The sequence below is a fragment of the Brevundimonas sp. BAL450 genome, assembly GCF_015767455.1.
Lineage (GTDB): Bacteria > Pseudomonadota > Alphaproteobacteria > Caulobacterales > Caulobacteraceae > Brevundimonas > Brevundimonas abyssalis.
Window position 1 is genome coordinate 76,974 of record NZ_JADWOW010000047.1, and the last position, 19,010, is coordinate 95,983.

20 protein-coding genes are annotated in these 19,010 nt (G+C 68.7%); 9 read left to right on the forward strand and 11 right to left on the reverse strand.

What is annotated here, in order from left to right:
* Nucleotides 1-38: 38 nt before the first annotated feature.
* Nucleotides 39-959 (reverse strand): AEC family transporter, encoded by a 921-nt coding sequence (locus tag IWC96_RS06825; RefSeq protein WP_196838619.1) that lies wholly within the window; start codon nt 957-959, stop codon nt 39-41.
* The gene (ruvX, locus tag IWC96_RS06830; RefSeq protein ID WP_196838620.1) at nt 956-1,423 is read right to left on the reverse strand and encodes a Holliday junction resolvase RuvX; all 468 of its coding nucleotides are present in this window, start codon (nt 1,421-1,423) and stop codon (nt 956-958) included. Before ruvX ends, IWC96_RS06825 begins: the two co-directional genes overlap by 4 nt.
* Before the next feature lie 73 nt (nt 1,424-1,496).
* On the opposite strand from ruvX, the gene IWC96_RS06835 reads away from it, so the two are divergent.
* On the forward strand, nt 1,497-2,033 hold the full coding sequence (locus IWC96_RS06835) for a hypothetical protein (RefSeq protein ID WP_196838621.1): 537 nt from the start codon (nt 1,497-1,499) through the stop codon (nt 2,031-2,033).
* A gap of 9 nt (nt 2,034-2,042) precedes the next feature.
* Here the strand turns inward: IWC96_RS06835 and IWC96_RS06840 are convergent, their stop codons facing one another.
* Nucleotides 2,043-2,345: a DNA-binding protein gene (locus IWC96_RS06840; RefSeq protein ID WP_196838622.1), complete on the reverse strand. Its 303-nt coding sequence runs from the start codon at nt 2,343-2,345 to the stop codon at nt 2,043-2,045.
* A gap of 155 nt (nt 2,346-2,500) precedes the next feature.
* On the opposite strand from IWC96_RS06840, the gene gatC reads away from it, so the two are divergent.
* From gatC to gatB, 4 genes are read left to right on the forward strand one after another with little or no spacing between them, the layout of a single operon-like run.
* Nucleotides 2,501-2,788: an Asp-tRNA(Asn)/Glu-tRNA(Gln) amidotransferase subunit GatC gene (gatC, locus tag IWC96_RS06845; RefSeq protein ID WP_196838623.1), complete on the forward strand. Its 288-nt coding sequence runs from the start codon at nt 2,501-2,503 to the stop codon at nt 2,786-2,788.
* A 3-nt stretch (nt 2,789-2,791) separates the two neighbouring features.
* Entirely contained in the window at nt 2,792-4,270 is a 1,479-nt protein-coding gene (gatA, locus tag IWC96_RS06850) for an Asp-tRNA(Asn)/Glu-tRNA(Gln) amidotransferase subunit GatA (protein WP_196838624.1), read from the forward strand.
* 6 nt (nt 4,271-4,276) lie between these two features.
* Nucleotides 4,277-4,672, forward strand: coding sequence for an SMI1/KNR4 family protein (locus tag IWC96_RS06855; protein WP_196838625.1), 396 nt, complete (start codon nt 4,277-4,279; stop codon nt 4,670-4,672).
* Entirely contained in the window at nt 4,665-6,158 is a 1,494-nt protein-coding gene (gene gatB, locus IWC96_RS06860; RefSeq protein WP_196838626.1) for an Asp-tRNA(Asn)/Glu-tRNA(Gln) amidotransferase subunit GatB, read from the forward strand. The genes IWC96_RS06855 and gatB overlap by 8 nt, the downstream gene beginning before the upstream one ends.
* Before the next feature lie 105 nt (nt 6,159-6,263).
* Here gatB and IWC96_RS15960 read toward each other — a convergent pair whose 3' ends face one another.
* Both IWC96_RS15960 and IWC96_RS06870 read right to left on the reverse strand, forming a co-directional pair.
* Nucleotides 6,264-7,331 carry an RcnB family protein gene (locus tag IWC96_RS15960; RefSeq protein WP_231378942.1) on the reverse strand — a complete coding sequence of 356 codons (1,068 nt, stop codon included), beginning with the start codon at nt 7,329-7,331 and terminating at the stop codon, nt 6,264-6,266.
* 161 nt (nt 7,332-7,492) lie between these two features.
* Nucleotides 7,493-8,068 (reverse strand): RcnB family protein, encoded by a 576-nt coding sequence (locus tag IWC96_RS06870; RefSeq protein ID WP_196838627.1) that lies wholly within the window; start codon nt 8,066-8,068, stop codon nt 7,493-7,495.
* Between the two features lie 179 nt (nt 8,069-8,247).
* On the opposite strand from IWC96_RS06870, the gene IWC96_RS06875 reads away from it, so the two are divergent.
* Nucleotides 8,248-8,967: a glutathione S-transferase family protein gene (locus IWC96_RS06875; protein WP_196838628.1), complete on the forward strand. Its 720-nt coding sequence runs from the start codon at nt 8,248-8,250 to the stop codon at nt 8,965-8,967.
* A gap of 171 nt (nt 8,968-9,138) precedes the next feature.
* A complete protein-coding gene (locus tag IWC96_RS06880; protein WP_196838629.1) occupies nt 9,139-9,447 on the forward strand; it encodes a sel1 repeat family protein in 309 nt (102 codons plus the stop codon).
* Between the two features lie 24 nt (nt 9,448-9,471).
* Here the strand turns inward: IWC96_RS06880 and IWC96_RS06885 are convergent, their stop codons facing one another.
* A complete protein-coding gene (locus tag IWC96_RS06885; RefSeq protein ID WP_196838630.1) occupies nt 9,472-10,188 on the reverse strand; it encodes a polysaccharide biosynthesis/export family protein in 717 nt (238 codons plus the stop codon).
* Nucleotides 10,189-10,302: 114 nt separating this feature from the next.
* Between IWC96_RS06885 and IWC96_RS06890 the strand changes: the two genes are divergently transcribed.
* Together IWC96_RS06890 and IWC96_RS06895 are read left to right on the forward strand one after the other, a co-directional pair.
* Nucleotides 10,303-11,760 (forward strand): Wzz/FepE/Etk N-terminal domain-containing protein, encoded by a 1,458-nt coding sequence (locus IWC96_RS06890; protein ID WP_196838631.1) that lies wholly within the window; start codon nt 10,303-10,305, stop codon nt 11,758-11,760.
* Nucleotides 11,761-11,815: 55 nt separating this feature from the next.
* Nucleotides 11,816-12,517: a hfsB gene (locus tag IWC96_RS06895; RefSeq protein ID WP_196838632.1), complete on the forward strand. Its 702-nt coding sequence runs from the start codon at nt 11,816-11,818 to the stop codon at nt 12,515-12,517.
* 821 nt (nt 12,518-13,338) lie between these two features.
* Here the strand turns inward: IWC96_RS06895 and IWC96_RS06900 are convergent.
* The 5 genes from IWC96_RS06900 to IWC96_RS06920 are packed head-to-tail and all read right to left on the reverse strand — an operon-like array spanning nt 13,339 to nt 18,980.
* Nucleotides 13,339-14,277, reverse strand: coding sequence for a glycosyltransferase family 2 protein (locus IWC96_RS06900; RefSeq protein WP_196838633.1), 939 nt, complete (start codon nt 14,275-14,277; stop codon nt 13,339-13,341).
* On the reverse strand, nt 14,274-15,026 hold the full coding sequence (locus tag IWC96_RS06905; protein ID WP_021698401.1) for a polysaccharide deacetylase family protein: 753 nt from the start codon (nt 15,024-15,026) through the stop codon (nt 14,274-14,276). Before IWC96_RS06905 ends, IWC96_RS06900 begins: the two co-directional genes overlap by 4 nt.
* Nucleotides 15,026-15,955 carry a glycosyltransferase family 2 protein gene (locus IWC96_RS06910; RefSeq protein ID WP_021698400.1) on the reverse strand — a complete coding sequence of 310 codons (930 nt, stop codon included), beginning with the start codon at nt 15,953-15,955 and terminating at the stop codon, nt 15,026-15,028. The genes IWC96_RS06905 and IWC96_RS06910 overlap by 1 nt, the downstream gene beginning before the upstream one ends.
* Complete coding sequence (locus tag IWC96_RS06915; RefSeq protein WP_021698399.1) at nt 15,952-17,403, reverse strand: lipopolysaccharide biosynthesis protein; 1,452 nt, start codon at nt 17,401-17,403, stop codon at nt 15,952-15,954. The genes IWC96_RS06910 and IWC96_RS06915 overlap by 4 nt, the downstream gene beginning before the upstream one ends.
* Nucleotides 17,403-18,980 carry an exopolysaccharide biosynthesis polyprenyl glycosylphosphotransferase gene (locus IWC96_RS06920; protein WP_231378943.1) on the reverse strand — a complete coding sequence of 526 codons (1,578 nt, stop codon included), beginning with the start codon at nt 18,978-18,980 and terminating at the stop codon, nt 17,403-17,405. The genes IWC96_RS06915 and IWC96_RS06920 overlap by 1 nt, the downstream gene beginning before the upstream one ends.
* Between the last annotated feature and the right edge of the window lie 30 nt (nt 18,981-19,010).

The following is a 19,010-nucleotide window of genomic DNA, read 5'->3' on the forward strand; positions in this document are numbered from 1 at the left end:
GCTGAGTCCCGCCGAACGCCAGCGCCGCGACGCTTCGGTCACAGGAATCCGAACAGGAACAGCATCAGGGGCATGGTGAACAGGGCGCCCAGGGTGGTGAAGGCCACCACCGCCGCCATCAGGGGCGCGTCTCCGCCCATCTGGCGCGCCAGCACATAGGAGGCCGCCGCGCCGGGGGCCGACCCGGCCAGCAGGACGATGCCCAGCGCCGTACGGTCGGCGCCCAGCAGGATGGCGAACCCGGCCATGATCAGGGGCAGGACCAGCAGCTTGGCGGCCGTGACCAGTCCCACCACCACCGGCCGTCCCGCCGCGTCGCGGAAGCTGAGGCCCGCACCCGCCACCATCAGGCCCAGCACGATGGCGGCTCCTCCGAGCATGGCGAAGGGCGTCATCAGGACCTCCGGCGGGCGCAGGCCGGTCAGGTTCAGCGCCGTGCCGATGACGCAGGACCAGATGATCGGATTGACCCACAGCGAACGCCCCACCATGCGCCAGCCGCCGCCCTGGCCCACGCCCCATCTGGCCAGCACCAGCACGCAGACGATGTTGATGGACGGGATCAGCGCCCCCAGCGCGACGGCCGCCAGCCCCACGGACTCCTGCCCGAAAATCGACGCCGCCACGGGCAGGAAGACAAAACCGTTCCAGCGGATCACGCCCTGGAACACGCTGGTGTAGGCGGGGTCGGACACCTTGATCAGCGGCTTGGCCAGAAAGGTGATCAGGGCCATCAGCATGGCTCCGGCCAGTGTCGCCAGCGCCACCACGCCCGCGCCGCCGCCGGTGAAGTCGGCGTTCCAGATGCCGGGGATCAGAAAGGCGGGATAGAAGACGAAATAGGTCAGCCGCTCCACCGGACGCCAGCCGTCCTCGGGCAGGAAGCGGGCGACCTTCAGGCCCCAGCCCAGGGCGATCAGCGAGAAGACCGGCAGGAAGCCGGACAGCAAGGCGTTCATGCGGGCCTCAGACGGTCGAGCGCCCCCTGCAGAATCCAGGCGGCGGCCGTCCGGTCGATCACGCCCGCACGCCGTTTCCGGTTCAGGTCCAGATCCTCGATCAGAAACCGCTCCACCGCCGAGGTGGACAGCCGCTCGTCCCAGAAGGCCACATTGACCGGGCGGATGCGCTCCAGATTGCGGGCGAAGGCGCGGACCGACTGGGCGCGCGGGCCCTCGCTGCCGTCCATGTTCACCGGCAGGCCGATGACCAGGGCCGAGACCTTGCGGTGGTCCATGATCCGGAAGAGGTGCGCCGCGTCGGCGCTGAACTTCGTCTTGCGGATCAGCTCCAGCGGGCTGGCGATCATGCGGGTGGCGTCGGACGCGGCCACGCCGATGGTCTTCTCGCCCAGGTCCAGCCCCAGCCAAGGGGTGTTGGGCGGGCAGGCGGCGGACAGGTCTGAAAGGTCAAAAACAGGCACGGAACGGGCGGTAGGGCTGGCGCAAGACCGTGTCAAAGGCGAAACTGAACTCCACTGGCTGACGGAGGGACTGATGACGAGCAGGAATCTGGCGATTGCGGCGGCCCTGGGCCTGATGATTTCGGCCTGTGACGCCTTGCCCGAGGAGGAACACGCCGTGGACCGGGCGCGCGAGCCTGCGACCGCCTCCACCGTGCCCACGCCCCAGCCCGCCGACACCCGCGCCGAACCGGCGGGCGAGCCCGTGACCATCGAAATCGCCGCCGACGACGAGCTGCAGTGGGCGGCCTCGGTGATGCAGATCCATCCCATGGAGAGCCAGAACGCCAAGCTCTTCGGCGTGTCGGGCGGTGATCCGGCCATGAACGGCCTCGTCACCTATCTGGGCCTGTTCGCCGGCCTGGCCGAGGGCTGGCGCGTCTACCGGATCGGTGACTTCGAGGAGTGGACCGTATCCGAGGAGAGCCGTCGCCGTGTGGTGCTGGACGCGCGCGAAAGCCGCATGGGCGAGGACGGCGACATCGTCACCGAGGACCGTCGCCTCATCGTGGAATTCCGCATGGGCGAAGATGGCGGTGCTGACCGGGTGACCGTGACTCCGGCGCGCTGATCGGCGGCGTCAGACGTCGTCGTCGCCCACGGGACCGCCTTCGCTTTCCATGCGGTTGATCTGTTTGGCGTCCTTTTTCGTGAATTTCAGCCGCACGCCGGCGCCCTGTCGGCCATCTTCCGGAATGAAGACGGCGCCGCCGCTTTCCAGCGCGGCCTGAACCGCGGCGCGCGCGGCGTCTCCGGGATCGATCTTGCCCCGTTCGAAGGCGGCCAGGGTGTCGACCTCCACGCCCGACAATCGGGCCACGTGATCGCGCGGCCATTCCACAAGGACGCGGGCGGCGCGGGCCTGGGGTCCGGTGATGGGCATGGCGGAATCCTCATGGTCAGGGGGTAGAGCGTAGCTTAAGCCGCTCCGCCCCGGAATCCAGCACGCTGTGGCCTGGACGCGCGCCGCTTGTGCAACCGCGAAGGGGCGGCTAATCCCGAGTGACTTTCACTTTTTTCGTGATTTTGGAGGGCCGCATGGCCATCGACGCCGCGACGGTGAGGCGCGTCGCCCACCTCGCCCGCATCAAGACGCCGGAAGATCGGCTGGAGCCGCTGGCCGCCGAGCTGAACGGCATCCTCGCGTGGATCGAACAGCTGAACGAGGTGGACGTGGACGGCGTGGAGCCCATGACCTCCAACGTGCGCCAGCCCCTGCGCCTGCGCGACGACGTGGTCACCGACGGCGGCAAGGTGGATGCGGTGCTGTCTAACGCCCCCAAATCCGCCGACGGCTTCTTCGTGGTGCCGAAGGTGGTCGAGTAAGCCATGACCGACCTGACGAAACTGACCCTCAAGGCCGCCGTCGACGGCCTCAAGGCCCGCGACTTCTCGTCGGAGGAGATCACCGGCGCCTTCCTCAAGACCATCGAGGCCGCCAATCCGGCGCTGAACGCCTATGTCCAGATCACGGGCGACAAGGCGCTGGCCATGTCGCGGGCGTCCGACGCGAAGCTGGCCAAGGGCGAGGGCGGGGCGCTGGAAGGCGCGCCGCTGGGAATCAAGGACCTGTTCTGCACCGACGGGGTCCAGACCACGGCCGGCTCCAACATGCTCAAGGGCTTCGTCCCGCCCTATGAATCCACCGTCACCGCCAATCTGTGGCGCGACGGGGCGGTGATGCTGGGCAAGCTGAACATGGACGAGTTCGCCATGGGCTCGTCCAACGAGACCAGCGCCTTCGGGCCGGTGGTGAACCCCTGGAAGTCCAGCGGGTCCAACGCCGACCTGACGCCGGGCGGCTCGTCCGGCGGCTCGGCCAGCGCGGTGGCGGCGGACCTTTGTCTGGCGGCCACGGCGTCGGACACCGGCGGCTCGATCCGCCAGCCCGCGGCCTTCACCGGCACCGTGGGCATCAAGCCCACCTACGGCCGGGCCAGCCGCTTCGGCATGGTGGCCTTCGCCTCTTCGCTGGATCAGGCGGGGCCGATCACGAAGACGGTGGAGGACGCGGCCATCCTGCTGCGGTCCATGTGCTCGTTCGACACGAAAGACTCCACCAGCCTGGACGTGGAGACGCCGGACTGGACCGCCAGCCTCGGCAAGGGCGTGAAGGGCCTGCGCATCGGCATCCCCAGGGAATACGTGGTCGACGGCATGCCCGCCGAGCAGCTGGAGCTGTGGGAGAAGGGCAAGGCCTGGCTGAAGGAGGCCGGCGCCGAAATCGTCGAGATCAGCCTGCCGCACACGAAGTACGCCCTGCCGGCCTATTACATCATTGCCCCGGCCGAGGCCTCGTCGAACTTGGCCCGCTATGACGGCATGCGCTTCGGCCATCGGGCCAGCGAGGCGAAGTCCCTGACCGACCTGTACGAGACCAGCCGCGCCGAGGGCTTCGGCAAGGAGGTCCAGCGCCGCCTGACCATCGGCGCCTATGTGCTGTCGGCCGGATTCTATGACGCCTATTATGTCCGGGCCCTGAAGGTGCGCCGCCGCATCGCCCAGGACTTCGACGATGTCTGGGGCAAGGTCGACGCCATCCTGACGCCGTCGACGCCCTCGGCCGCCTTCGCGCTGGGCGACAAGCAGGTGGACCCGCTGACCATGTACCTGAACGACGTGTTCACGGTGACCGCCAACCTGGCCGGCCTGCCGGGCATCTCGGTCCCCGCCGGCCTCGACAAGGGCGGCCTGCCGCTGGGCCTGCAGGTCATCGGCAAGGCGCTGGACGAGGCGACGGTGTTCCAGGTGGCCGACACTCTGGAACAGGCCGCCGGGTTCGTGGCGCGGCCGGAGAAGTGGTGGTGATGATCCATGCCGTTCCCGGTTGATCCTGATCGCATCGACGCAGCCGAATGTAGCCTCGCGTTTCGATTCCCGCCCGCTTGGAGACGCGCGCTCCAACAGAGGAACGGCGGCGAGTTCGTCCTGAATGGCGAGGATTGGAGTATCCACCCCGTCTGGGACGATTCCGACCGGAAGCGGGCAGGTCGAACGGCGAACCACGTTGCACGCGAGACCGAGCAGGCGCGGAAATGGCATGGCTTTCCGGCCGCTGCCATCGCATTGGCCAACAATGGTCACGGCGACCTGTTGATTGTCCTTGCGGGCTCGAGTTCAATTTGCCGGTGGGACCACGAAGAAGCACTCATAGAAGAGCTGGGCGACCTCGATCCCTCAACGCTCGCGGACAACGACACTGATGACTGACAACTCCAAACTCATCCAGGGCCGCACCGGCCCGTGGGAAATCGTCATGGGGCTGGAGATCCACGCCCAGGTGGCGTCGAAGGCCAAGCTGTTCTCGGGCGCGGCGGTGGGCTTCGGAGCCGGGCCGAACGAGCAGGTGTCGCTGGTGGACGCCGGCTTCCCCGGCATGCTGCCGACCCTCAACAAGTTCTGTGTCGAACAGGCGGTGCGCACAGGGCTGGGGCTCAACGCCCGGATCAACACCTTCAGCCAGTTCGACCGGAAGAACTATTTCTACCCCGACCTGCCCACCGGCTATCAGATCAGCCAGCTGTATCACCCCATCGTGGGCGAGGGCGTGGTGGAGGTGGAGGCCGAGGACGGCGGCTTCTTCAATGTGGGTATCGAGCGCCTGCACCTGGAGCAGGACGCCGGCAAGCTGATCCACGACCTGTCGCCCACCGAATCCTATGTGGACCTGAACCGCTCGGGCACGGCCTTGATGGAGATCGTCTCGCGGCCGGACCTGCGCAGCCCTGAGGAGGCGGTGGCCTACGTCAAGAAGATCCGGACCATCCTGATCTATCTGGGCACCTGCGACGGGGACATGGAGAAGGGCAATCTGCGGGCCGATGTGAATGTGTCGGTCTGCCGTCCGGGGCAGTACGAAAAGTTCAAGGAAACCGGCGACTTCAGCCATCTGGGCACCCGCTGCGAGATCAAGAACGTCAACTCGTTCCGCTTCATCTCCCAGGCCATCCAGTACGAGGCGCGCCGCCAGATCGAGATCCTCGAGGACGGGGGCAAGATCGATCAGGAGACCCGCCTGTTCGACCCGGTGAAGGGCGAGACCCGGTCCATGCGCTCCAAGGAAGAGGCGCACGATTACCGCTACTTCCCCGACCCCGACCTGCTGCCGCTGGAGATCGAGCAGGCCTGGATCGAGGAGATCAAGGCGTCCCTGCCGGAACTGCCCGACGAGAAGCGCAAGCGGCTGATGGCCCAGTACGGCCTGTCGCAATACGACGCCGTGGTGCTGATCTCGGAACAGGCCAAGGCCGATTACTTCGAAGCCGCCGCGAAGGGTCGCGACGCCAAGCTGGTGGCCAACTGGGTGACCAACGAGCTGTCCGCCCGGCTGGCCGCCGACCATCTGGACTTCGACCAGAGCCCGGTCCCGGCCGCCCATGTGGCCGAGCTGGTGGCGCTGATCGAGGACGGGACCATCTCGTCCAAGATCGCCAAGGAAGTATTCGACCACGTCTGGAACGGCGAGGGCTCGCCCTCCGAAGTCGTGGACAAGCACGGCCTGAAACAGGTCACCGACACCGGCGCCATCGAGAAAGCCATCGACGAGATCATCGCCGCCAACCCCGACAAGGCCGAAGCGGTGAAGGACAAGCCGCAGGCTCTGGGCTGGTTCGTCGGCCAGGTCATGAAGGCCACCGGCGGCAAGGCCAACCCGGCTGCGGTCAACGATATCCTGAAGACCAAGCTGGGGGTTTGATTTTAGCGCGCTATCGCGCGGCGCGCGGCGCCTCGCTGCTTGAATGCAGATGTGAAAAGGCCCCGGCGGAGCGATCCGCCGGGGCCTCTTTTCGTCGGAACGGACCTACCAGTTCCAGGCGTCGAAGATCACCTCGATGATGTAGCCGTCATACTGATCGATCAGATAGATGTGGTTGTCCACGTGGACCCACCGGGTGCCGACTGGCGGATAACCCAGGCCGTAGAAGCGGTAGTCATTCACCTGATAACGCCAGAAGACGCTGGGCAGGTAGTCGCCCTCGGACCAGCGGCGGCCCCAGTGCTGACGCGGCACCTGATAGTAGCCGTAGCTGGGCGCGTAGTAGAACCCGACCCTCAGGCCAGAATAGCCACCGAACCAGCTGTGGTGACGCCACCAGTTGGCCTGCTGACGGCGCTGCCAGTCGCGGCGCCAGTGGTCGCGGTTCCAGCGCTGGCGGAACTCGCGATATTCCCGTCGATCCCGGCGGGCTTCGCGCCGGTCGTCCCGCCGATCGTCACGACGGTCCCAGCGGTCGCCGCGGCGGTCATCGCGTCGATCCCAGCGGTCGTCACGGCGATCCGGACGTCTGTCTGACCGGTCATTTCGGCGATCGTCGCGCCGTGCGTCCGGGTTGGGGCGACGATCCCGGTCCCAATCACGCCGGTCCTCGCGCCGATCCTGGCGATCATCGCGTCGATCCTCACGGCGGTCGCGTCGGTCTTCGCGCCGGTCCGTGCGGGGACCGCCGGTCTGAGGCGGGGTCGGCCTGCGGTCGGTCTGGGGACGGTCCGGACGGTTCGGTCTGTCGCCGCGCCGATCTTCCCGGCGGTCGCGCCGGTCTTCGCGCCTGTCCGTCCGAGGGCCACCGGTCTGGGGCGGGGGCGGTGTGCGGTCGGTCTGGGGGCGTTCCGGACGCGCCGGTCTGTCCTCACGCCGTTCCTGGCGATCATTCCGGCGTTCCTGGCGCCGTTCCTGACGAGCCTCTTCGCGCTGCTGCCGCTGAGGCGCTGCGCCGCGGGTCGAACCGGAGGAATCCGGACGCCGAGCCTGTTCACGGGTCATTTCGCTGTTGCGGTCGGGGCGGCGGTCCTGGGCGAAGGCCTCGCTCGCGCTGGCCATGATCGGCACGACGAGCGACGCGATCGCCGTAGCCACGATGAAGCGTTTCATTCTCTTTCGTCCTCGTTCCCGCCGGAGCGGCGGCTTTGGAAAAGACTGTGCCGGGCGCCATGAACCTTAACTGAACGCGGTTGTCAGTTATCGCCTTGTGGCTGTTTTGAAAAGAAAAAGCCCCGCCGGGCGGCGGGGCTCAACTTGATGATGTCGGGTGATCAGTAGACGTTCAGGACGATGTCCGCGATCAGGCCGGTGGCCAGGGCGATCAGGACAATGTCGTTGTTGGCGTGCACCCAGCGATACCCGCGCGGCGCCGGGCGGAGCCCATAGAAGTAGGGGTCGCGCACATGGTAGCTGCGATAGGCGTAGGGCAGGGAATGGCCCCGCTGCCAGCGATAGCCGTAGTAGCGCGGCTCGACCCGGTAATAGCCGTAGCTGGGGGCGTAGTAGTACCCACGGCGCGCGCCGCGATAGTCACGGAAGTCGGATCGGCCACGCCACCAATTGCGGTCATTGCGATCCCAGCGGTCGGCGCGGCGGTCCTGACGGAAGTCCCGCCGGTCGTGGCGGTTTTCCCGACGGAAGTCCTGCCGGTCTTCGCGGCGATCCCGTCGCCATTCCCGACGATCCTGACGGTCGTCGCGACGATAGTCTCGACGGTCCTGCCGCGTTTCGCGGCGGTCCTCGCGCCACTCGCGGCGGTCGTGGCGGGACTGGGCCTCGGCGGCCAGGGGCGTGGAGATGGTGATGAGGCCGATGGCGACGGCGGCGGCCTTGACGAGGGTTTTCATGGCGATCCTCTCGAAGGGGCCGCGACGGATTTCGCGTGAGCGGCCGTTGAACTGTGTCGCCAAGGTCTCGCCATCCACATGAATTCACCCTGAACGGACGGTTCAGGTTAATTTCGCGCGCCCGTTGCGAGGGCGTCTCATCCTTCCCAGATCGAACCGTGACGCTGGAAAGGATCATCATGACCAAGCCTCTGGAACTCTGGTACTGGCCCACGCCCAACGGCTGGAAGGTCTCCATCGCCCTCGAGGAGATGGGCCTGCCCTATGAGGTGAAGCCGGTGAACATCGGGGCGGGCGAGCAGTTCACGCCCGAGTTCCTGGCCATCAGCCCGAACAACCGCATGCCGGCCCTGGTCGATCCCGAAGGACCGGACGGCAAGCCGCTGTCGATCTTCGAGTCCGGGGCGATCCTGCAGTACCTGGGAAACAAGAGCGGCCAGTTCTATCCCACGGACATCAGGGCGCGGGCCGAGGTGGACCAGTGGCTGTTCTGGCAGGTGGGCGGGCTGGGACCGATGGCGGGGCAGACCCATCACTTCCGGCAGTACGCGCCCGCCCTGATCAAGGATCAGCGCCAGATCGCCTACGGGGTGCGCCGCTACACAGACGAGACCAACCGCCTGTACGGCGTGCTGAACACGCGGCTGGCGGATCGGGACTATGTGGCGGGGGACTACTCCATCGCCGACATGGCCATCTGGCCCTGGATCCTGCCGGGGCCGCAGGGACAGGACCTGGAGGACTTTCCGCACCTGAAGGCCTGGATGGCGCGCGTCGGCGCGCGCCCGGCGGTTCAGGCGGGCCGGGCGGTCGGCAACGAACTGCGCGGCGACCTGGGCGCTTCCGGAAAACAGGCGGAGCAGGCGCGAAAGATGCTGTTCGGCCAGCGCGCCCGGTAAACGAGACCTTGCAACCAGATTGAGGAGTTCTGAATCGCACGTTCAGTATTCAGAACTCCTTTACTGAAAAGATTTTGCGGACCCTCTGCCGTTAACTTTAACTTCAATAGCGCGGGTATTTGATCGTGTCACAGGACGGGGCCAGAAAGGCCTCCGCAAGGAGATACGGTGATGACCGCGCAAGAACTGGCGCACGACTGCGAAGCCCACATGGACGGCGGCCTGCCGCTGCCCACTCCGGAGATGGACGGCGACGCCCTGTTCCGGCTGGGCGTGATGTACTCCACCGGCCAGGGCGGCGCGCCCGTCGATCTGGTCAGCGCCCACATGATCTTCAACCTGGCGGCCATGAAGGGCTCCGAAGAAGCCCGCATCTACCGCAAGGAGCTGTCGGCGGAGATGGAGCGCGAGGATCTGGCCGAGGCCCAGCGCGCCGCGCGCCGCTGGATCGATCAGGGTGCGGCCAAGCTGGCTGCCTGAGGCAGAGTCCGAGGCCTGGGCCGGTCAGAACTGCGTGTAGGCGCGGTCGTTGATCGAATAGCTGAAGCTGACCGGCAGGCTCTCGCGAATCTGGCTGAAGAAGACGGCGAGCTCCGCCAGGGTGGTGCGGGGCGCGTACAGGATGTCGGACCGCCGCAGGGCCACGGCCGTGGTGCGCGGTCCGCTGAGATCCACCACCCGCATCATGCGCACATTGCCCGGGCCGCGCCGGATCAGCGCCACCTGTGACCGCCGCGCCGTGGGCAGGAAGCCGCCGGCCATGATCACAGCCTGCCAGGCCTCGATGTCGCCGGGCATGTCGTAGACGCCTGGGGTCCGCACCTCGCCGTCCACCCAGACCTTCAGCGGTCCGGCCTGGGTCAGGGTGACCTCCACCATGGGATGGCGAAGCTGGGTGGCGTAGGCCGCGGCCAGCGCCGATTCCAGTTCTGGCAGCGAGCGGTCCGCCGCCATGACCTGTCCCACCAGCGGCATGGAGATGCGCCCGTCGGGGCCTACGCGCACAGCCCGGTTCAGCTCGGGCGCGGTGGGCGTCTGGATGTCCAGTTCGTCGCCGGGATAGACCAGATACTCCGGCTCGGCGTCGGTCCAGTCGGCGAAGGCGATGTCGGGGAAGTCGGGAGTCTGCGCCGACCGACCCAGACCCGCGCCGCCGGAACAGGCGGTCAGGGCCCCGGTGGAGGCCAGGGCGATCAGAAGATGGCGGCGATCCATGGACATCAACGACTCGTGCGGCGGCTTCGGCGTCAGGCTGGCCCTGCAATCGTAACCGATGGTTAACGCGCAGGGGCGAAGTGTGGACCTGTTAACCCTGTTTGCCGGGATTCGCCGTTCATGCGCACAACCGCCTATCTGTCGACCCGCCCGCGTTACGGGTTGATGGATCTGGCGGCCCTGCTGTTCCGCGAGCTGTGGGTCATGATCGCGGTGTTTCTGGCCATCTGCATCCTCGGCGTCATCCTCATTCTGACGACCATCAGCAAGACCTATACGGCCCGGGCCGGGATCGTCGCCACGGTGGGGCAGGAGTACGTCTATCAGCCGACGGTGGGGACCGAGCGCAACAGCACCAATGTGCCGCAGGTCAATGAGATCGCGCAGGCCGAGGCGGCCATTCTGAACAGCAACGAGCTGAAGCGCCGGGTCATTCAGGCCGTCGGCGTGGAGACCGTTCTGGGCGAGCGGGCTGCGGAACGGGCGGTCAGCGCCGAGGCGGCGGAGCGCAGCGCCCTGCGCACCATGATCCGTGATCTGGAAGTCTCCACAGCGCCGCTCAGCGGGGTGATCCAGCTGAGCTATGAGGCGCGGGACGCGGACACGGCGGCGGCGGTGCTCAACGGCCTGCTGGACCAGTATCTGATCTATCGCCGCGAGGTGTTCCAGGACCGCATGACGCCGGCCCTGCAGGAGCAGCGCGAGGTGTTCGAGGACGAGCTGATGGACGCCGACAGCGCCTATGAAGCCTTCCTGCGGACCAATGACATCGGCGACTTCAACACGGCGCGGGAGAGCCTGGGGGCGTCCTACCAGACCGTCTTCGCGGAGCGGCTGGGTGTGGACGCCCAACTGGCCCAGGTGTCGAACCGGCTGGCCCGGCTGCGGCTGGAGCTGGGCTCGGTGCCCGCCGAAATCGTGCTGAACCAGCAGCTCAACGTGGCGGCCCAGGACCAGGTGCTGCTGCTGCGCACCGAGCGTGAGAACCTGCTGGCGCGGTATCAGCCTGACTCCCAGCCGGTGCGCGACATCGAGGAGCGCATCGCCCAGCTGCAGGCCTTTGTGAACACCGGCACGGCCGTGGGGCCGCGCGAGGTGCAGACCGGGCCGAATCCCATCTGGGTGTCGCTGGACACGGAGCGGATCCAGCTGACCGCCGAGCGCGATTCGCTGATCGGGCGGCGCTCGGTGCTGGAGGCTCAGCTGAACGACCTGCGTAACCGCCAGTCGCGGCTCACCGAGCTGGAATCCCGCAACGCCACCCTGTCGGCGGACCGGGAGGTGCTGACCAGCAACATCCGCGAGTTCGCCCTGCGCGAAAGCCAGAGCCGGGCGGCCACCTCGCTGTCCCAGAGCGGGGCGGATAACATCCGCATCGTGGAGCGCGCCTCGCCGCCCACACGGGGAACCAGCCTGCGCATGCCCAGCATGCTGCTGGTGATCCTGTTCGCCGCGTTCACGGCGCTGTGCGTCGGGCTGATCCGAATCTTCCTGCGGCCCGGCTTCACCACGCCGGCGTCGGCGGGGCGGACGCTGGAGCTGCCGGTGCTGGCGGTGGCCCCCATGAAGGCCCGCTGAGTGTTCCCCTGAGGGGTGTGATAGTTTCATCCAAACAGGTGCGCGTAACGATTCGATGGTCGACCTCACTGCGGAAATGGCGGGACTTTGGGCGGCGCTGGGTCCGGCGTCCGGCCATCGCGGCCGCGTGATCCAGTTCGTGGCCGCCAACCACGGGGAGGGGACCTCCACCGTGGCGCGGGAGTTCGCCCGCCTGGCCGCCGTGCGGGCCCGCCGCCCCGTCTGGCTGGTGGACGCCGACCTCAACGCCCAGCAGCAGATGGAGGCCGTCGGCGCCCAACCGGACCGCTTCGGCCAGTTGGGCAAGACCGCCTACGCCTCGCCCGACGGATCGTGCTTCTTCACCGTGTCGCCGCGCCTGACGGCCAAGGACGGACGCCCGGTGGCGCCGGCCCGGCTGCTGATCGCCCAGCCGTGTCTGGGGGGACGGCTGTGGATCACCCGGTTCCGTGGCGAGGTGCTGAAGTCCGGCCAGCGGGTCGAGACCCTGCCCGACGCCCGCTACTGGGACGCCATGCGCAAGCACGCAGAGACGGTGGTGGTGGACGCCCCGTCCGCAGACCGTTCGGACATGGCCGTGACCCTGGCCCCCTATGTGGACGCCACCGTTCTGGTGGTCGCCGCCGAGACCACCCGCGCCGCCGAACCCATCGCCCTGCGCGACGAGATCGAGGCGGTCGGCGGCCGCATCGCCGGGGTGGTCATGAACCGCTCCACCTACCAGCCGCCGGGGTTCCTGAAGAAGGTGCTGGGTTAGACGGTCGGCGCGAAAAACAGTGCAACTGGAGTGCAACGGCGGCGGAATTGTTGAGCGAAAACAATGTCGACAGTTGCACTTGTCATCCCGGCCGACGCGAAGCGGAGAGCCGGGACGCGGTGTTTTCAAAGATCTCCCGCCCGGACAGCCGCAGGCTGAGCCGGGCGACTGGCGGTGATTCTCCAGCTCTTGGCCCGGATCGTCGCGTCGCGCCGTCCGGGCCCATCGAGAGATATCCCGTCCCGTCCCGGATAGCGCCTGCGGCGCTTCCGGGATGACAAGGCACGGGGCCGTGGAGTGGGCGCAAGTGAGACTCCGGGACGAAAAAAGAGTGCAACGGGAGTGCAATCGCGACGGAATTGTTCAGCGAAAACAGTGTAGGGCGCGCGCCCTTTTGCACGCTCACCCCAGCGAAGGCTGGGGTCCAGATGGCAGGCTCCATTCCCAAGGGCGTGATGCGGGGACAGCCGTCCAGCGAGAGCGCCTTATGATCTGGACCCCAGCCTTCGCTGGGGTGAGCGGTGTGGGGTGAGACGCCTCCCTTCCTGTCGGGGCCCGGGGCCGATGGGGAGGCATTCTAGGGGGTCTGGAAAGCAGGGGGACGAAATCGGGGCGTCGGGGGCGCGGATCCCTTGTGGCGCAAGGGAGTGGGCGCGGGAAATGCGGGATTATCCGCCGCTTTGATCCACACACCTCGTCATTCCCGGCCTTGTGCCGGGAATCCATGATCACGGGCTGTGCGGCGCGCGCCTTGATCTGTCCGAGCGTATGGATCGCCGGGACAAGCCCGGCGATGACGGTGTTGGAGGGGGGCGGAGTGCTCAGGCCCGGTTGAGGCGTTTGAGTTCGCTGGCGCCGTAGAATTGGGGTTCGAGGCCGGGCATCCAGGCGAGCTTGCCGAGGCCGCGGACGGCGCGGTCCATCCAGAAGGCGCGGCGGGAGTGGCCGATCAGGGTCATGACCAGGGCGGCGATGCCGAACACGGCGGTCTGGGCGGCGCCGACGATCATCCAGCGGGCGAGGGCGGGCCAGTTCTTTTCCTTGGCCGCCGTCTGGGACGGGCCCTGGCCGTAGGCGAAGGCGCGGGTCAGGGCGTAGCGCAGGGTGGCGCGGTGGGGCGGGGCGAACTCCTCGACCCAGGCGTCGGCGGCCCAGCCGAAGCGACCGCCGCGCGCAGCAAGCGCCGCGAAGAGGGCGTCGTCCTCGCCGCCCGACTGATCCGCCGAAACGTCAAACGGCGCGGCGCCGGGCAGGGCGGTGGCGCGGGTCATCAGGGAGGCGCCGCAGCCGAACGACTGGTCGATCAGGCCGCTTCCGACCGGTCCCTCGCGGCCGAAGAAGCGCTCCAGATAGGGTTTGAGCCAAGCAGGCGCGCCCTCGGCGCGACCGTGGATGGGACTGAAGGTGACGTCGGCGCCGGAGGCTTCGTGCGCTGAAAGGATGCGCGCCAGCCAGTCGGGGGCCGCGGCCTCGTCGTCGTCGAGGAAAGCGATCAGGGAGGCGTCGGTGGCGCCGAGGGCCGCGTTGCGCGCCGTGGCCACGCCGGGCGTGGGCACATGGACATAGACCAGCGGCCAGGGGCTGTGGCCGCGCAGGGCCTCGACGCGGTCGCGGGCGGAGCCCTCCGGGTCGTTGTCGGCGATGACGATCTCGCACACCCGGTCGGCGACCCGCTCCTGGGCGAACAGGGAGCGCAGGGCGCGCTCCAGACTGTCGGGGCGGCGCAGGGTGGGGACGATGACGGCGACATCGGCGGTCACGACAGCACCTCGCCCACCGTCCGGATGGCGGCTCCGCGCGCCTGGGCGTGGGCGACGATGCGCGCCAGCGCGGCGGGGGTGCAGCCGTATTTCGACGGATTGTCGCGCACGTCGTGGGTGTAGAGGATGACCCAGGCGCCCTGATCCACCGCCCGGTCGATCCAGCGCATGGCCTCGGCCTCGCCGTCCTCGCCCTCGATGCCCACGGCGGGCAGCTGGTTCAGGTCCGAGCCGTCCCTGACGGTGCCCGAGTGCACGGCGCGCAGGGAGCTGTAGCGGGCCTTCAGCGCCTTCTTGGCCTGGGGCGAGACCTCGCCGTAGGGGTAGGCGAAATGGCGGGGGCGCGCGCCGAAGGCGGTCAGGGCCCCGGCATTGCGGTCGGCGTCGGCGCCGATGGCGGCTTCATCGGCCAGGCCGCAGTCCAGATGGGAATGGGTGTGGCAGGCGATCTCGTGACCCGCCTCGGCCAGGCGCGCGATCTCGGCGGTATTGGCGTAGCGGCCCATGTCGCCCGGCTGATCGAACAGGCCGGCGCAGACATAGTAAGTGCCGCGCGCTCCGGCCTTTTCGAGAATGGCGGCGCCCGCCTCGGCGCCCGAAATCGGCACATCGTCGAAGGTGAAGCTGACCACCGGCCCGGTGTGGGACAGGCGGGCGGGGCGGCGATGCATGAGGCGCACGACGCGGCGGCGCACCTTGCCGAACAGGCTGGAGTCGGCGTTGTAGGGCTGGGCCTGGGGTTGCTGCATCAGACGGCCTCCGCATAGAGGGCGGCCCGGTAGAGCCGCAGCGAGAAGGCGCGCGGCCCGGCGGGCAGCCAGTCGGTCATCGCCACGGTCTTCAGCAAGGGCCGGGCCAGGCCCATGCCCGGCGCGCGCTTGAGCAGGCGGGCGGCCTTGTAGCTGGGGTAGGTGGAGACGATGTCGGGGTGGCGGGCCACCACCCGGGCGAAATTGGGCGCAGACTGTTCGTATTTGGCGGCGAGGGCCTCGGCGGTGTCCAGACCCATGTGGGTGGCCGGATTGTCCAGATGGACCACGCGGAACCGGCGCGACACGCGCATGGCCCACTCCACATCCTCCCAGCCCCAGCCGGTGAAGGCGCTGTCGAAGGCCTCGGCCGCGAACACGTCGCGGCGGACCAGCAGGTTGGAGGTGTAGACGTACTTTTCCGGCTGGCGGGCGCGCTCCTGATAGGGGACGCATTCGGACCGGGTGGCGAGGGCCCGGTGGACGGCGAAGCGGGGCTCGTCCGGGGCCTGCAGCAGGGAGAAGCCGCCGAAGGCCACGGGGGGATCCTCGTGGGCCGCCAGATCGGCCCAGGCCTGAAGAAAGCGGCGATGATCCGGCCGCATGTCGCTGTCCAGAAACAGGAAACTGCCGCCCCGGGCGGCGGCGGCCAGACGGTTTCGGCCTTTCGAGCGGCCCTCGTTCCGTTTCAGGTCGATCAGGCGGGCGGGCAGGGCCATGGCCTTGATGACGGCCTCGACGCGGGCGACCAGATCGGCGTCGCCGCCGCCGTCCGACAGGACGATGACCTCCACCGAGCGGCCGACCTGGCCCGCCTCGTCGTTGAGGTCGCGCAGCAGGTCGCAGGGGTCGTCCCGGTAGAAGGGGATCAGCACCGACAGGGCCGGGCGCTTGCCCCGCCAGCGGGCGTTGGCGACGGTGCGGCTCATGCTTCGGCTCCCCGGGTTCGGTAGGCGTTGAGGAGGCGGCGGCCGGTGTCGCGCACCCCGGCGGCGTTGAGGGTGATGGCGACGACGGCGTAGACCGCGCCGCCGATGGCCGCCTTGGCGATCAGCTCCACGGGGCCGCCCACGGCCGGGATCAGGGAGACCAAGCCCGCCATGACGGCGCAGGCGACGCCGCAGCGGATCAGGGCCTCCCACGGGATGGGCAGGCGCATGACGGTGCGGCCGATGAGGATGGAGGCGAGCAGGCCGAGGGCGAAGCTGGCCGCCGTGGCCCAGGCCGCGCCCAGCACGCCGAAGCGGGGGATCAGAATCAGGTTGAGGATGACGTTGGCCACGGCCGGGACCGCCATGGTCAGCAGCATGCGGTCGGTGCGGTGGCCGAGGGTGAAGACCTGGTTGAAGTAGTAGACCGTCACCCCGGACAGGGCCGCGCCGAGGGCGATCCAGGGGGTGATGAGGGCGGCGGCGGAGCGCAGGTCCTGACCGATCAGCACTTCGGCCAGCGACCGGGCCACCAGCATGACGCCGACGGCGGCGGGCAGGCCGACCAGGACGAACAGGCCCGCCTGTTCGCGGGCGGCGGTCTGGAGGGCCTCGCGGCCGCCCCGCTCCAGCGCCATGACCATGGCGGGCGCGCCGGCGGCGCCCAGCCAGATGAACATGACGTCCAGGGTGCGGTTGGCGATGGAATAGCCCGCATGATAGGCGCCCACCGCCGCCTCGTTCATGAACACCGCCAGCAGGAAGCGGTCGGTGGAGGCCAGCACCAGCGAGAGGATCAGGGACGCGGCGATGGGATAGCCGAAGGTGGCGTAGCGCTTGAGCCGGGCCGGGTCGGGCCGCCCGCCGCGGGCGTGCTTCAGCTCGCCGGGCAGGATGAAGGGCAGGGCGAACAGGGGCGCGAGCAGCAGGCCCAGCAGGGGGGCGGCGCCGCCCAGACCGGCCAGGGCGAAGATGACGCCGATCAGGAAGCCGCCGACGACGGTGGCCATGTCGAGGCCCGCCGCTTTCCCGACCTCGCCCGAGGCGCGGTATCGCTCCTGCGCCAGCTTGGCGAGGCTGCGGACGGGCACGCCGATCAGGGCGACGCCCAAGGCCAGACGGAACGCCGGCTCCACCGGCCACAGCATGAGGCCGAGGATGACCAGCGGAATGAAGGCGGCGGACAGCCAGAAGGCGGCGCGGTACAGGCTGGCGAAATGGTCGGCGAGGCCGGTCTCGGGCGTCTCGGCGGCCCAGTAGCGGGCCATGGCCGCCTCCAGCCAGGTGAACACCGCCACATGGGCCAGGGTGAACACCGAATAGGCCAGGGCGTAGCGGCCGAAATCCTCGGGGCTGAGCAGGCGGGTGAAGACCACGATGGCCAGAAAGCCCACCACGCCCTGCACGATGTTGGCGGGCAGATAGCCCCAGACGCCGCGCCAGAACATCAGCGTACAGCCACGCGGTCGCCCAGCAGCACGGGCACGGTGACCGCCATGATCCACAGGTCCAGCCAGAAGGACTGGCGCTCCACATAGTCCACGTCCAGCTGCACCCGGCGGCGCACCTCGGCGGCGGTGTGCAGGGGGCCGCGCGAGCCCTTGATGGCGGCCCAGCCGGTCATGCCCGGCTTGATGCGGTGACGGTGGGCGTATTCGGCCACGAGGCGGGCGGACTCGATCTGGCCGGTCTTCATGCCGATGGCGTGGGGGCGGGGGCCGACCAGGGACATCTCGCCCTTCAGCACATTGATCAGCTGGGGCAGCTCATCGAGACTGGTGGCGCGCAGGAACCGGCCCACGCGGGTGATGCGGTCGTCGTCGGCGGTGACCTGACGGGAGGCGGTGGCGTCGGCGGCCTCGTGGCGCATGCTGCGGAATTTCCACACCACGATCTCTTCGTTGTTGAAGCCGTGGCGACGCTGGCGGAACAGGATCGGGCCAGGGCTGTCCAGACGCACCACCAGGGCGACCACGGCGAGCACCGGCATGAGGCCGATCAGCATCAGCCCGCCGATGATCAGATCCTGCAGCCGCTTGTTGAAGGCGGCGCGGTCGGGGTCGGGGTTGCTGAGAGAGGCCAGCGGCGCGCGGGCCAGCTTCTCCAGGGCGGCGTTGCGGTCTTCGGCCGCCTTGGGATCCACCAGCAGGGTGACCTCGTTGGGCAGGCCGCCGAGGCGGCGCATCAGGTCACGCACCCGCTCGCGCGCGGCGGGATCCACGGCCAGGATAATGTGGTCCACATAGGGCGTCATGCGATGGGTCAGCAGGGCCTCGGTGTCGCCCAGCACCGGCACGCCCTCGACGCTGTCGGGGGCGCGGGCCAGGCGGTCGTCGAACACGCCCAGCACGTTCAGGTCGCGGCGCTGGAGGGCCTCGCGGATCAGCTTTTCGGCGTGTTTGGTGGCGCCCACCACCACCACATTGGGGGTCAGGGTTCCGTCGGCGCGCCAGCCCCGGACCCGGTCGCACCAGGCCATGTGCAGGCCGTACAGCACGATCAGGTTCAGTCCGCTCCACACCAGCACCGGGCCGATCGTGGGGGCGGGCGCGAGGAGGGCGGCCAGCACGACGGCGATCAGGCCGGCGCCGGCCACCGAGGCGCTGACCAGGCCCATGTGCACCACCAGACGGCGGTTGCGGGAGAAGCCGTAGACGCCGGACGCCTTCAGCGCCGCCAGCAGGGCCACGGCGCCGACCGCGAACGGCAGGACAAGGGACAGGGGTGCGCTGATCAGGCCCGAGGGACTGGCCGCGGCGGCGCACGCCAGGGTCAGGGCGATGACGGCGAGGGCGTCGAAGCTTCGGAACCAGTGGGCGGCGAGGCGCGAGGCGTGGCGCTGGCGGGCGTTCAGCCAGACTTCGGGCCGGAAGGGGCCGCGGCGGGCGCGGGCGTCAGTCTTGCCCGCCCCACGCGCCACGGCGCCCGAGGCCAAGGCCTGAAGCCCGGCGGCGTCGAGGGTCGCGGGCGCCGCATCGGTGGGCGCGTCGTCTGGTCTGGTCTGGGTCGAGAGCATGGCGGCCATTCTGGTCAGGCCGTCATCCAACCATTCCGC

What these genes read in the sequence shown, in the direction of transcription:
- gatA (WP_196838624.1), top strand. Translation starts at nt 2,792, where the DNA reads ATGACCGACCTGACGAAACTGACCCTCAAGGCCGCCGTCGACGGCCTC.
- IWC96_RS15960 (WP_231378942.1), bottom strand. Translation starts at nt 7,331, where the DNA reads ATGAAACGCTTCATCGTGGCTACGGCGATCGCGTCGCTCGTCGTGCCG.
- IWC96_RS06905 (WP_021698401.1), bottom strand. Translation starts at nt 15,026, where the DNA reads ATGCAGCAACCCCAGGCCCAGCCCTACAACGCCGACTCCAGCCTGTTC.
- IWC96_RS06880 (WP_196838629.1), top strand. Translation starts at nt 9,139, where the DNA reads ATGACCGCGCAAGAACTGGCGCACGACTGCGAAGCCCACATGGACGGC.
- gatB (WP_196838626.1), top strand. Translation starts at nt 4,665, where the DNA reads ATGACTGACAACTCCAAACTCATCCAGGGCCGCACCGGCCCGTGGGAA.
- IWC96_RS06910 (WP_021698400.1), bottom strand. Translation starts at nt 15,955, where the DNA reads ATGAGCCGCACCGTCGCCAACGCCCGCTGGCGGGGCAAGCGCCCGGCC.
- IWC96_RS06875 (WP_196838628.1), top strand. Translation starts at nt 8,248, where the DNA reads ATGACCAAGCCTCTGGAACTCTGGTACTGGCCCACGCCCAACGGCTGG.
- IWC96_RS06885 (WP_196838630.1), bottom strand. Translation starts at nt 10,188, where the DNA reads ATGTCCATGGATCGCCGCCATCTTCTGATCGCCCTGGCCTCCACCGGG.
- IWC96_RS06920 (WP_231378943.1), bottom strand. Translation starts at nt 18,980, where the DNA reads ATGGCCGCCATGCTCTCGACCCAGACCAGACCAGACGACGCGCCCACC.
- IWC96_RS06840 (WP_196838622.1), bottom strand. Translation starts at nt 2,345, where the DNA reads ATGCCCATCACCGGACCCCAGGCCCGCGCCGCCCGCGTCCTTGTGGAA.
- IWC96_RS06870 (WP_196838627.1), bottom strand. Translation starts at nt 8,068, where the DNA reads ATGAAAACCCTCGTCAAGGCCGCCGCCGTCGCCATCGGCCTCATCACC.
- IWC96_RS06915 (WP_021698399.1), bottom strand. Translation starts at nt 17,403, where the DNA reads ATGTTCTGGCGCGGCGTCTGGGGCTATCTGCCCGCCAACATCGTGCAG.
- IWC96_RS06825 (WP_196838619.1), bottom strand. Translation starts at nt 959, where the DNA reads ATGAACGCCTTGCTGTCCGGCTTCCTGCCGGTCTTCTCGCTGATCGCC.
- gatC (WP_196838623.1), top strand. Translation starts at nt 2,501, where the DNA reads ATGGCCATCGACGCCGCGACGGTGAGGCGCGTCGCCCACCTCGCCCGC.
- IWC96_RS06855 (WP_196838625.1), top strand. Translation starts at nt 4,277, where the DNA reads ATGCCGTTCCCGGTTGATCCTGATCGCATCGACGCAGCCGAATGTAGC.
- IWC96_RS06895 (WP_196838632.1), top strand. Translation starts at nt 11,816, where the DNA reads ATGGTCGACCTCACTGCGGAAATGGCGGGACTTTGGGCGGCGCTGGGT.
- IWC96_RS06835 (WP_196838621.1), top strand. Translation starts at nt 1,497, where the DNA reads ATGACGAGCAGGAATCTGGCGATTGCGGCGGCCCTGGGCCTGATGATT.
- IWC96_RS06890 (WP_196838631.1), top strand. Translation starts at nt 10,303, where the DNA reads ATGCGCACAACCGCCTATCTGTCGACCCGCCCGCGTTACGGGTTGATG.